General features: G+C 49.2%; 12 protein-coding genes and 1 rRNA gene. 5 read left to right on the top strand and 8 right to left on the bottom strand.

Annotated features, from left to right (window positions below; genetic code table 11):
- Positions 1-9 precede the first annotated feature (9 nt).
- The 5 genes from rrf (at position 10) to ACYU87_RS12230 (ending at position 4502) form a co-directional block, all read left to right on the top strand.
- Positions 10-120: ribosomal RNA gene (gene rrf / locus ACYU87_RS12250) — 5S ribosomal RNA — on the top strand.
- A 125-nt stretch (positions 121-245) separates the two neighbouring features.
- Positions 246-740: a (2Fe-2S)-binding protein gene (locus ACYU87_RS12245; protein ID WP_461134353.1), complete on the top strand. Its 495-nt coding sequence runs from the start codon at positions 246-248 to the stop codon at positions 738-740.
- A gap of 2 nt (positions 741-742) precedes the next feature.
- The gene (locus ACYU87_RS12240) at positions 743-2887 is read left to right on the top strand and encodes a xanthine dehydrogenase family protein molybdopterin-binding subunit (RefSeq protein ID WP_461134352.1); all 2145 of its coding nucleotides are present in this window, start codon (positions 743-745) and stop codon (positions 2885-2887) included.
- Between the two features lie 92 nt (positions 2888-2979).
- Positions 2980-3276, top strand: coding sequence for an antibiotic biosynthesis monooxygenase family protein (locus tag ACYU87_RS12235; protein WP_461134351.1), 297 nt, complete (start codon positions 2980-2982; stop codon positions 3274-3276).
- A gap of 143 nt (positions 3277-3419) precedes the next feature.
- The gene (locus ACYU87_RS12230) at positions 3420-4502 is read left to right on the top strand and encodes a Gfo/Idh/MocA family protein (protein WP_461134350.1); all 1083 of its coding nucleotides are present in this window, start codon (positions 3420-3422) and stop codon (positions 4500-4502) included.
- 66 nt (positions 4503-4568) lie between these two features.
- Here ACYU87_RS12230 and ACYU87_RS12225 read toward each other — a convergent pair whose 3' ends face one another.
- From ACYU87_RS12225 to ACYU87_RS12190, 8 genes are all read right to left on the bottom strand, one after another.
- Positions 4569-6221 carry a D-alanine--D-alanine ligase family protein gene (locus tag ACYU87_RS12225; RefSeq protein WP_461134349.1) on the bottom strand — a complete coding sequence of 551 codons (1653 nt, stop codon included), beginning with the start codon at positions 6219-6221 and terminating at the stop codon, positions 4569-4571.
- 137 nt (positions 6222-6358) lie between these two features.
- The gene (locus ACYU87_RS12220) at positions 6359-6625 is read right to left on the bottom strand and encodes a NifU family protein (RefSeq protein ID WP_461134348.1); all 267 of its coding nucleotides are present in this window, start codon (positions 6623-6625) and stop codon (positions 6359-6361) included.
- A 41-nt stretch (positions 6626-6666) separates the two neighbouring features.
- Positions 6667-7770, bottom strand: coding sequence for an Mrp/NBP35 family ATP-binding protein (locus tag ACYU87_RS12215; protein WP_461134347.1), 1104 nt, complete (start codon positions 7768-7770; stop codon positions 6667-6669).
- A 40-nt stretch (positions 7771-7810) separates the two neighbouring features.
- Positions 7811-8833, bottom strand: coding sequence for a GSCFA domain-containing protein (locus ACYU87_RS12210; RefSeq protein ID WP_461134346.1), 1023 nt, complete (start codon positions 8831-8833; stop codon positions 7811-7813).
- A gap of 270 nt (positions 8834-9103) precedes the next feature.
- Entirely contained in the window at positions 9104-9547 is a 444-nt protein-coding gene (rplI, locus tag ACYU87_RS12205; RefSeq protein ID WP_460940297.1) for a 50S ribosomal protein L9, read from the bottom strand.
- Positions 9548-9649: 102 nt separating this feature from the next.
- Positions 9650-9901, bottom strand: a complete 252-nt coding sequence (rpsR, locus tag ACYU87_RS12200; protein WP_018620831.1) for a 30S ribosomal protein S18 — start codon at positions 9899-9901, stop codon at positions 9650-9652.
- 2 nt (positions 9902-9903) lie between these two features.
- Positions 9904-10278: a 30S ribosomal protein S6 gene (gene rpsF, locus ACYU87_RS12195; protein WP_461134345.1), complete on the bottom strand. Its 375-nt coding sequence runs from the start codon at positions 10276-10278 to the stop codon at positions 9904-9906.
- A 75-nt stretch (positions 10279-10353) separates the two neighbouring features.
- The gene (locus tag ACYU87_RS12190; RefSeq protein ID WP_461134344.1) at positions 10354-11295 is read right to left on the bottom strand and encodes a hypothetical protein; all 942 of its coding nucleotides are present in this window, start codon (positions 11293-11295) and stop codon (positions 10354-10356) included.
- Positions 11296-11455 lie beyond the last annotated feature (160 nt).

Below are 11455 nucleotides of genomic sequence, written 5' to 3'. Positions count from 1 at the left end.
GTCAATTAGGTTGGTGTAGTTAAGGCGGGTGTTCACCTCTACCATTTCGAACAGAGTCGTTAAGCCCCGCACTGCCGATGGTACTGCTGTCATAAGCGGGAGAGTAGGAAGATGCCACCTATTGAAACAGCGAAAGCCTGTCCCGCAAGGACAGGCTTTTTTGCGTTTAACAAGACTGGGCCGGTAGATCAGCCGGCAAGCTAGCTTTTAGTACGATAGATTCTTCATCTCTTCATGCTTTAAAGATGGCCCATTATAAACTTCAAATCAATGGTCGTAATTACCAGGCCGATGTCGATCCTGATACACCCTTGCTGTGGGTGCTACGCGACAACTTTGGCTTGGTCGGTACAAAGTACGGTTGTGGCATCGCTCAGTGCGGTGCTTGTACCGTGCATCTGAATGGAGAGGCTGCTCGTGCCTGTGTATTGCCGGTTTCGTCAGTAGGGAAATCGAAGGTAACAACAATAGAGGGCTTATCGGCTACCGGAAATCATCCTGTCCAGAAAGCATGGGATAAGATGGATGTGCCCCAATGTGGATACTGCCAGGCCGGCCAGATTATGACGGCGGCTGCCTTGTTGAAGCGTAATCCCAAGCCATCGCAAGCGGAGATTGATGATACCATGACGGGTAATCTTTGCCGTTGTGGTACCTACCACCGCATTCGGGAAGCCGTCAAACTGGCATCTTTATCAACTGCACCTGCTGAATCCGTCAAATCTTCTAAAGCGAAATAGCGATGCAGGCATCAACGCATTCGAACCGTAGAAATTTTCTGAAGATAGTCGCAACAGCTGGTGGCGGCCTTGTACTGGGATTCAACTGGGCTGATTCAGAAGCGGCAACAGGAACGGTTATAGCCCCAACAACGGTTGACTTCAATAGTTATTTGTCTATCAATCCACAGGGAATCATTACCATCTTATCCCCAAATCCAGAAGTTGGTCAAGGTATAAAAACGGCCTTCCCGATAATTATTGCGGAGGAGTTGGATGCCGACTGGACGAAGGTTGTCGTTGAACAGGCACCGCTCGATACAAAAAAGTTCGAACGTCAGGTAGCTGGCGGAAGTGGCTCGATTCCCCATTCCTGGCAGCGCTTGCGCAACGCAGGGGCTACCGCCCGTCAGATGTTGGTGGAAGCGGGAGCAAAGCGTTGGAATGTACCCGCGTCTGATTGCACGACTCATAATGGGTTTGTACTTCATTCAACGACTGGCCGAAAGCTAGGCTACGGTGAGTTAGCCAATGAAGCTGCTCATTTACCAGTACCGAGTAATGTAAAGCTGAAGGCTGTAAAAGATTTCAAGCTCATTGGTAGTTCGATAAAGAACGTTGATAATCCGAAAATTATAACCGGGAAGCCATTGTTCGGGCTCGACTTCTACCGCGAAGGAATGTTATTTGCTATGATCCAGCGACCGGCATTCGGCTATAAAGTAAAGTCGTTGAATGCCGAAGCAGCAAAAGCTATGCCTGGTATTGTTAATGTAGTAACATTTGACAATAGCGTAGCGGTAGTTGGTAGGTCGACTTGGCAGGTGAAGAAAGCAAAAGATGCGCTGAAAATAGACTGGGAGAAAGCCGATGCTTTAGAAAGTACGGCCGACCATAATCGGTTATTCAAGGAGCTATTGGATGGATCCACCGCAACGGTACGTCGGAAAGACGGTGACGTTGACATCGCGTTCAAGAACGCGGCAAAAGTGGTCAAGGCCGACTATCAGTGTCCGTTTCTGCCTCATAATCCACTGGAACCAATGAATTTTTTCGCTCACGTCAGGCCTGACGGAGTCGAATTGGTGGGGCCTACTCAGACTCCTGAACTGGCTCGGAACGAGACCGCCAAACTACTGGGTATCACGCCTGATAAGGTGTCTGTCCAGTTAACTCGCATGGGTGGTGGGTTCGGGCGTCGGTTAAAAGCCGATTATGTGATTGAAGCCGTACAGGTGTCGAAGTTGGTCAATGCGCCTGTCAAAGTAATCTGGACCCGTGAAGACGATATGACGGGGGGCAGCTATCGGCCGGCCGTTCGGTATCGATTCGAAGCTGCCCTGGATGCGCAGGGTGCAATGATTGGCTACAAACTTCGGGGAGCTAGTATCAATGCTGGTAACTCCACAAGAGAAGATAATTTTCCGGCAGGTGCTGTCGAGAATGTATTGATCGATAGTGTAGATCATAAATCTCCCATCACAACGGGTCCATGGCGGGCACCCATTACGAATTTTCTTGCCTTTGCTGAGCAATCCTTCCTTGACGAAGTTGCCCAGGCTGCGGGCAAAGATCCCGTTCAGTTTAGATTGGAACTATTAGATAAAGCGAAGCAAAAGCCGGTTGGCGCAATCAAATACGACATAGATCGAATGAAAGGCGTTATTGATCTGGCCGTGGAGAAGTCTGGCTGGGGTAACAAGAAAGATGCTAATGGGAAGCTTGTGGCACAGGGATTCAGCGTTTACTTTTCCCACCGCTCATACGTAGCCCAAGTAGGCGAAGTCGCTGTAGTAAAGGGCAAGCCTGTCCTGCAGAAAGTGTATTCAGCCGCCGATTGTGGCGTAGTGATCAATCAAAGCGGATCGCAGCAGCAGGTAAGAGGCTGCATTGTCGATGGTATTGGGCATGCCATGTATGGAAATATCACTTTTAAAGATGGTGTGCCTGAACAGAAAAACTTCAACGAATATCGACTGATCCGACTTAATGAAATACCCGAAATTGATGTCTATTTTGTTCAGAATGAACTGGATCCTACTGGCCTGGGAGAGCCCTCGCTTCCGCCAGCAGGAGGAGCCGTCGCCAACGCTATTTTCAAAGCGACAGGCAAACGCTTGAGGAGCCAGCCATTCATGGAACAGGAAGAGTTCAAGGGAATCTCCTAGATGCGATTTGAGGCTATCCGTGATTCCCAGCAGAATACCGATCACATAAGGAGACGAACAATAAGTTCACGCATGTATAACACCCATACACTATGTACGCTCGCGTAATCCAATTCTCTTTGAAGGCCGAGCATATTGCGGAGGCCGTACACTACTTTCAGGATACTGTCGGACCAGCGCTTAAAGAACTTGATGGGTTCAGTAGTGCGCGTATGCTGACCAACGCAACGACGAATCAGGGACAGATGATAACGATATGGGAGTCAGAAGCCCAACGGCAAGCTGCCGAATCGAGCGGTTTTCTAACGGGTATTCTCAAGCAGATGGGGAGTTATTTCAATGGCTCACCAAGCGTTGATTATTACGAAGTGAGTGTTCAGGTAGCGTAAAAAAACAGAGTTTCGGTTTTCGACTGCCCCCGTTCTTTTAGCGTATTACAGGCTCACAGTCCTGAGAGTATGTGTTAAGTTTGTCGTCTGAATGCATCACCTGGCTGAATCCAGGTTACTGTTATAGCTGTATTAAATTAAGTATGTCAAGCATTATTCAACCCATACGGGTACTTGTTGTCGGATGTGGCAACATGGGCGCATCGCACGCGATAGCCTATCAGGAAACAGACGGATTCGAAATTTGTGGTATTGTCTCGACCGGAAACAGTAAAGTCGTATTGAATGAACGACTGGGCGGTGGTTATACCTTGTTCAGTGATTATGCAACGGCGTTAACAGAAACGAAACCGGATGCTGTTTGTATCTCTACCTATCCGGATACCCATGAAGCGTTTGCGCTAATGGCCTTTGAGCAGGGGTGCCATGTATTTATGGAAAAACCGATTGCCGACACGGTGGAGGGCGCAAAGCGCGTGATGGTAGCCGCTCAGAAAGCAAACAAAAAACTGGTCATCGGCTATATTTTACGGCACCACCCATCGTGGGCTAAATTCGTTGAGGTAGCCCAGAGCCTGGGAAAACCGCTCGTTATGCGCATGAACCTTAATCAGCAAAGCCACGGGACCATGTGGACGGTTCACCGGAATCTGATGAAAAGCTTAAGCCCGATTGTTGATTGTGGGGTGCATTACATTGATGTTATGTGCCAGATGACCCGCTCCAAACCCCTGCAAGTAAACGCAATCGGGGCTCGTTTAACCAATGATATTCCTGTTGGGAACTACAACTATGGCCAGTTGCAGATTCGCTTTGAAGATGGTTCCGTAGGTTGGTACGAAGCGGGTTGGGGGCCCATGATGAGTGAAACGGCTTTCTTTGTGAAAGACGTTATCGGACCAGATGGCTGCGTATCTATCGTCGCTAAAAACGCCGGAGCGGCCGGTAAGTCGGATAATGTAGATTCGCACACGAAAACCGAATCGTTGCGCGTACACCGGGCCGCGCTCGACGCAAATGATCAATTTGTCGAGGCCGATACCTGGATTGATATGCAGGACGAACCAGACCACCAGGAGCTTTGTAATCGTGAGCAACGGTATTTTTTGGAATCTATCCGGCAGGATCGTGACCTGACCGATCACATGCAGGATGCGGTGAGCAGCCTGGAAATTGCCTTCGCCTGCGATGAATCCGTTCGGACGGGGCAACCGGTTATGCTTTAAGTACTTCTTTATAATAACAAAAGCGTGCCACGGTTCTAACTCATAGCACGCTTTTGCATTTTAAACTTATACGTATCGTTCGGTGATGTGTCGGGCGTGTTCAGCTGTTTCAATCAGCAGAGGATGCCGGGGCTCCCTCAAGGCTGTCTCCAGTTCAGCAATCGTATCTTTAAAAAGGAGGTTAACCGGAATCTCATGCGATTCCAGTTTGCTCTTGATGTACATTAACGATGGTCGTACGGTACCCGAAGCAGCCAGCTCATTGTACTGCTGTTTAGCGGCAATAAACGCTTCATCGGTAGAGCCGAACGAAACGACTCGCTCCGGTAAGGGATTGGCTTTCCGGGCGGCCAGTTGTGCATCTAGCGATGCCAGCAGGCGTTTGAGATGGAAGGTGTCCTTTCCGGTACGAATGCGCTCCCGTAAGGACTGACGAATAAGATAGGTAAGCGAATTCGACAAGTTCAGGCCAATCTCCGCCATCTGCTTAAAGATCAATGACGAAGGCGACATACCCGGAATGGTATTCGGATCGTGCAGCAGCACATCGCCCGCGGGCGTCAGAAACCCGTCAATCCGGGAATAGACATTAATACCCAATCGGCTGAATACCTGTGCCACGGCCAGCTGAATCTTGCGGTTGTTTTCCAAGCTTGTATCAACCGGTATCCGCTTTTTGGTCGTGTTCAGTTTGTACTTTGATTCAAAATCGAAGCTGGTAACGTTGTAGATTTCTGTGGGTGGCAGAGCAATCGCAATCTGGTCATCATCCTGAATAACCCCGCAGGAAAACTCCTGACCCGTAATGAATTCTTCGAATAGAACTTCATCTTCCGCGTTCAACGATGCTAACGATACCGGCTGGCCCTGTTGAGCGATACTATCTAGTTTGGTGACGAAATCAGCCGGGTGTTTGATTACTTCGCCGGTTTGCTCAACAACGACGGGAAAACTGATACCTGAGTCCAGACTGACCATTTTCTGAGCCAGCTCGCTCTTCTCGTCCGTTGACAGGCTGGACCATGCACTCAGCTGACTCCAGCCATCCGGTTGTACGGTCATGGTGAAGAAACACTGCTCCACCGAACGGCAGAACAAAGCCAGATCAGCTTCGCGAACGATGGCTACGCCAATGGATGAGCCCTGGTGGGGAGCTTTTACAACAATCGGTAGTCCCAGATGATCGACCAGCGATTGAAAGAACTGCGCTTTATCGGCCTGCTCGTAAGCGTCCCGGCAAATCGTAGCCGTTTTTTTCTGCTGACCATTGGCCAGCGCAATCAACTCATTTTGTAAAATCTTATTGATACCGACAGCCGAGCCAACCAGCCCTGGTCCTGTGTAGGGCATTTTGTGCCACTCCAGCAGGCCCTGAATAGCACCGTCTTCGCAGTCGGGACCGTGCATAGCCAAAAAGGCCAGGTCGAAATGGTCACGGAATTGTTCGGGCCGTAGCTCGGGTAAGGTGGCGTCAAGCGCGTCGATAGCTAACGATTCGTCGTAAACCGAAAAACCAGACGCATCCTGTGGCAAGGCATCGCGTAATGATGGTGATTGCAGGAACGGAGGGGATACGAGCCGAAACCGCCCGCGTCCGTCGACAAACACCAGAACTGGCTCAAACAACCCCTTATCTAAATTAGCCAGGGCAGTACGCCCACCGGCAAATGAGACCTCCCGCTCCCGCGCTGGTCCACCAAAGAAAATGCCTATTTTCACTGAATGAAGGGATAATACGAAGTACAAAGAAACAAAAAAACGCCTGATTCGGCGTTTTGATGAGTGAGAAAGCCACGAGTAACGCGTGTGTTTCCCGAACAAGATACGGAATATACTCCGCTATAAAGTCAAATTCGCTAAAAGGCAGGCGTTATATTCACCGCTTCAACTTTGGTGATTTCCGGGACCGCTTTCAGAATGGCTTCTTCCAGACCACCTTTGAAGGTCATAGCCGACATCGGGCAGGAGCCGCAGGAGCCCATCAATTCGAGCCGAACCGTTTTGTCGTCCGTAACTTCCAGAATCTTCACATTGCCACCATCGGCTACCAGATACGGTCGCATGCTGTCGAGCGCCCGCTCTATTTTACTTATCAGTTGGTCGTTATTGACTACCGTCTCCATTGATTGATTGATTTACGGTAAATTTATACTTTCTATGTTGTTTATGCAACCTGAACCCGTTCGGTACGATCAAGACTGGCATTACGGATGGCTACTTGCTGGGCCAGCGCTTCGGCAGCTGCCTGAAAGGCTTCCGTAGCTACCGGTTCGCCGGCGCTGATAGCAGGTCGACCTTCATCACCGGCCTCTCGAATACTCTGTACCAGCGGAATCTGCCCCAGCATCGGTACATCAAACTGATCGGCCAGAAGCTGACCGCCCCCTTTGCCAAATATGTAATACTTATGGTTGGGCAGTTCGGCCGGGGTAAAATACGACATGTTTTCGATCACGCCCAATACAGGTACGTTGATCTGCGGCTGGCGAAACATCGACAACCCTTTCGTAGCATCGGCCAGTGCCACCTTTTGGGGCGTTGTTACAATGATGGCCCCGGTAACCGGAACCGTTTGTACCAGCGTTAGGTGAATATCACCCGTACCCGGCGGAAGGTCAATAAGCAGATAGTCCAGTTCGCCCCAGTCGGCATCAGAGAAAAACTGTTGCAGGGCCCGGCCAGCCATTGTACCCCGCCAGATAACAGCCTGGCCCGGAGCGACCAGTAAACCCATCGACAGCATCTTGATGCCAAACTGTTGAATCGGCTCCATACGCGTCTGGCCATCTACCTGAAAAATCCGTGGCTGAATGTTTTCCGCCCCGAACATTGTAGGCATCGAAGGACCATAAATGTCAGCGTCGATAATTCCGACTTTCGCACCGGATTTGTGCAGGGCAATGGCCAGATTGGCCGTTACCGTAGATTTGCCAACGCCCCCCTTCCCCGACGACACCGCAATGATATTTTTTACTCCTGGAAGTGTAGGTGCATTAACCCGTGTCGAAGTTACGTCTGACGTCATGTCGATCGTAATCTGGATATCAGCGCCTATATGCGAATGAATGGCGTCTTCGCACCGCTTGCGGATAACTTCTTTAAGCGGGCAGGCGGGTGTGGTTAGCACAACGGTGAAGCGTACGGAGCCAATGCCCAGCACCACATCTTTTACCATGTTCAGCGAAACGATGTCACGTTTCAAATCGGGTTCTTCAACGGTGCTCAATGCCCGTAGAACGGCTTCCTTCGATAATCGGTAATCAGACATATAAATGGGAAAAAAGAGAAGGGTAGAAGGAAGGATGTAGTCAGGCGATTTCTTTTTCGCCCTCCTGCCGTTCAACCGTTTCTCCCTGTTTTAAACGACTTCGCACCGCTGCCAGTTCCGCTGACACGTCTGCATGTTTTGAGATACTTTCCAGCTGAGCCATTAATTTAGTCAGAAACTGACAATGTGCCCGGCTATCGGTCCCATGAAGCGGTCGGTGCGCCAGCGACTTCATGATTTGCGACCAGTCTACCACAAAGTTACGAAGTTCAAGGGTAAAGGCGCACTCGGCGAATTTGGCAAAAATATAGTCGTGAGCCTGTGCATTCGGATGAATCATATCGGCTTCGTAAAAACGATAGTCACGCAGATCATCCATCATCAATTCGTAGGCCGGGAAATAGGCAACCCAGTCATGCCAGGTGGTTAGTTCGTGGGTGAGCACCCGCAACATGGACTTACTGATGCTGTTGACGGGCAAGGTATCCCGCGTATGGCGCACCGGACTAACGGTAAAGACTACCTTCAGGTCGGGGCTGGCTCTGCGCAGCGTTTTTAACAAAAGCGCTAATTCGTCGCGTAAATGATCAATCTGGTACAGGTATTTTTCAAACAGCTGGCCGGGCATCTTGTGGCAGTTGGCAACAACCCTACCCGTTTCGATATGCCGGTAAACAACGGCAGAACCGAGCGTAATAACTAGAAAGTTTGCCTGGCGAATGGCATCGGCGGTGAGCGACAGGCAGGTAGTCAGCTTATCGCGTAGTTCATGCTGGCTGTTAGCCCAGAGCGACGAATGAAAGTCGTAGTGAAACCACACGCCATTGCGCTCAAGATAACCGTCTTCATCGGGAGCCACGTCCCGCAGCGCCATCGTCAGCAGTTTAGCGATAGAGACCGGATTAAAGATCGTCCCGAGTGGATTGATCAGAACCGGCCGTTTGTAATCAGTTAACCGGCGTCCCATAACATCGGCAAAGCACGATCCGATGGTCACAATCCGGCTGGTAAGACCCATACGATGGGGTAGCGATTCGGGCGAAAATTCGGTATGAAACTGCATACTTTACTAACAAAAAAACGGCTTGATTAGGTCCTTCCTGTGCCTAAATTCTATTAGTTTACCCGCTGATTATCAGTAGTTAATTGGCAAAATTAATGATCCACTGGTGAGCGTTTTATAGCTCATTGTTTTCCTCGGAATACGGAAGCCCCATGAGTTTCGAGGCTAGCTTCCTGTTGAATGAGTACCCTTTGTTCAGGGAGACAAAACAAAAAATCGACCGGTCTCGTCATGCAACGCGCCGGTCGATTTTAATTAAAATAGAAGAGACTATTCAGCCGAAACTACTTCAAATTTTACTTTGTGCTTCACATCCTTGTGCAGGTCGAGCGAGGCTTCGTAGGTGCCAAGAACTTTAACGTCTTCCACCGTAATTTTCTTCCGGTCGATATCAAAGCCTTTCTCACGCAGCGCTTCCGCTACTTGTGTGTTGGTTACCCGGCCAAAAATCTTGCCGCTGTCACCTGCTTTTGCCGGAATGGTCAGCGTCATATCGCCAATGCCATCCGCAATCGTTTGGGCTTCGGTTTTGATTTTTTCGGCTTTGTGAGCAGCCTGACGAATATTTTCAGCAACGATCTTTTTATTCGAATCAGTTGCCATCATTGCAAATCCCTGAGGTATCAGGTAATTGCGACCGTAACCGGGCTTCACCACAACGGTGTCGTTCTTATAGCCCAGGCCGGCAATATCGGTTTTTAAAATGATATCCATTTTTTGAAAAAGGTTTTCGGTTCACAGTATTTGGTTTACGGCGGGTCGGCGCATCAGTATACTACACTAGCGTCAGCCCTACCATAAACCATAAACCATAAACTATTTTAAAGAATCGCCTACGTAAGGCAGGATGGCCAGATGACGAGCGCGTTTGACAGCCTGGGCCACTTTGCGCTGGTTTTTCAGGGTTGTTCCGGTTAACCGCCGTGGCAGGATTTTACCTTGCTCGTTCAGCAGTTTCAGCAGGAAGTTACCGTCCTTGTAATCGATATATTTGATACCGGCTTTCTTGAAGCGGTCGTATTTTTTGCGATTCTCGGTTTTCGAGACAGATTCGTTTTGCAAACTCATGATTACTTAGCCTCTCCGGCGTTTTCGGTTTGTTTTTTCTTACCCACTAAGCCATTGCGTTTACGATCGTTGTAAGCAATAGCGTGCTTGTCGAGCGAAATCGTCAGGTGACGGATGATCCGCTCGTCACGGAGATACTCGGTGTTGAGTTTCTCGATGATCGTGCCGGGGGCCTTAAACTCGAAGAGTTGGTAGTAACCCGTGTTCTTATGCTGAATTGGATAGGCCAGCTTGCGCAAACCCATGTGGTCTTCATGGACCAGTTCCGCACCGTTATCGGTCAGCACTTTGCGAAACTTGTCAACGGCGTCCTTCATCTGAGCATCAGATAAAACGGGAGTTAAAATGAACACCGTTTCGTAGTTATTAGGAAACATTTTTTTGTAATTTGTTTGAAATGAGGGCGCAAAGGTAAGAAATAATGTGATACTTGCAAAGGCAGGCCGGCGAATTTACCGTATCGTGAATTCACCTTCGCCAATCCGGAAGCCCTCACAATAGACTTCGACGGTATGCGTGCCCTCCTTGAATGGCTGGCCACCGCGTCCGTAGAAGAAGTCAAGCCGTTGGCGGCTATTGTCGAAGGTGAACTTCTGCATGGCGGTGTAAATCATGCCCTGGTTGTTGTAAATGAACTCACCAGAGCCCGTTGCCAGATCAGACACCACGGCACCGGAAGGATCGATAACCCGAACATAGATTAATTTCTCGTCTTTTTTGGCCAGGCCATTCGGCGATAATTGAATCGATATGTGGATCTTGTCGGTCTTTTTAGCTTTGTAACTGCCGCCGTCGCTTTCTTTGCCTCTCGCGTTGATGGCATTGATCGTCACCGTTTCGGCGTGCAGGGCCGCAGCGATGGTTACTTTCTCGGCCAGCTCCTGGTTTTTGATCGTAACGGATACGACTGAATCACTTAATGACTGTTTCTCGGCTTTGAGACCACTGTTTTCCTGGGCAAGTGATTCGTTCTGCTGGGACAGTACACCGTTTTCTTCTTTTAATCGGGCAATTTCCTGGTCTTTTTGAGCCAGGATCGCCTGGTAGTTCCTAATTTTCTGATCGTATTTTTTTCCATCAAAGGAGCTAACGTTTTTCAACTCCCGTTTATCGACTTCCAACTGGGCTTTCACCTTCATCAACGAATCGACACTACCCCCCAGCCGCTGAATTTCGGCAATTTTAGTATCAAGCTGGGCTGAAATGGAGTCGAGTTTTGTTTTAGCAATGAGGACCTCTTCTGTTTTGGCCGCAATGGTAGCATCTTTGGTTTTGTTGTCTTGCCGTTCCTGGTAATAGAAGTATAGGAGTAGTACATTCAAGGCGGCCAGGATCAGTAATGCCGCCAGTAAATAGCTACGACTGTTATTCTGAGGTTGTTGTCTGGGTTCCATTGGGGTCATGTGCTGGGCTGAAGAGTAGCGGTTAAAATCTTTACCAAAACTAAACCAACGAGTTATTTATTGCCTCAATTGGCGGGTTTGTGGCTAAAAACTACGCGTTCCCGCGGAGTTATCAAACCTATATTTGCACAATATTAGTAAACCGTTAGTA

The sequence above is a fragment of the Spirosoma lituiforme genome (assembly GCF_054776635.1).
This window is presented reverse-complemented; position numbering and strand designations above follow the sequence as displayed.

Coding starts and splice junctions, on each gene's coding strand:
- ACYU87_RS12245 (WP_461134353.1), top strand. CDS start 246: ATGGCCCATTATAAACTTCAAATCAATGGTCGTAATTACCAGGCCGAT.
- ACYU87_RS12240 (WP_461134352.1), top strand. CDS start 743: ATGCAGGCATCAACGCATTCGAACCGTAGAAATTTTCTGAAGATAGTC.
- ACYU87_RS12235 (WP_461134351.1), top strand. CDS start 2,980: ATGTACGCTCGCGTAATCCAATTCTCTTTGAAGGCCGAGCATATTGCG.
- ACYU87_RS12230 (WP_461134350.1), top strand. CDS start 3,420: ATGTCAAGCATTATTCAACCCATACGGGTACTTGTTGTCGGATGTGGC.
- ACYU87_RS12220 (WP_461134348.1), bottom strand. CDS start 6,625: ATGGAGACGGTAGTCAATAACGACCAACTGATAAGTAAAATAGAGCGG.
- ACYU87_RS12215 (WP_461134347.1), bottom strand. CDS start 7,770: ATGTCTGATTACCGATTATCGAAGGAAGCCGTTCTACGGGCATTGAGC.
- ACYU87_RS12210 (WP_461134346.1), bottom strand. CDS start 8,833: ATGCAGTTTCATACCGAATTTTCGCCCGAATCGCTACCCCATCGTATG.
- rplI (WP_460940297.1), bottom strand. CDS start 9,547: ATGGATATCATTTTAAAAACCGATATTGCCGGCCTGGGCTATAAGAAC.
- rpsR (WP_018620831.1), bottom strand. CDS start 9,901: ATGAGTTTGCAAAACGAATCTGTCTCGAAAACCGAGAATCGCAAAAAA.
- rpsF (WP_461134345.1), bottom strand. CDS start 10,278: ATGTTTCCTAATAACTACGAAACGGTGTTCATTTTAACTCCCGTTTTA.
- ACYU87_RS12190 (WP_461134344.1), bottom strand. CDS start 11,295: ATGGAACCCAGACAACAACCTCAGAATAACAGTCGTAGCTATTTACTG.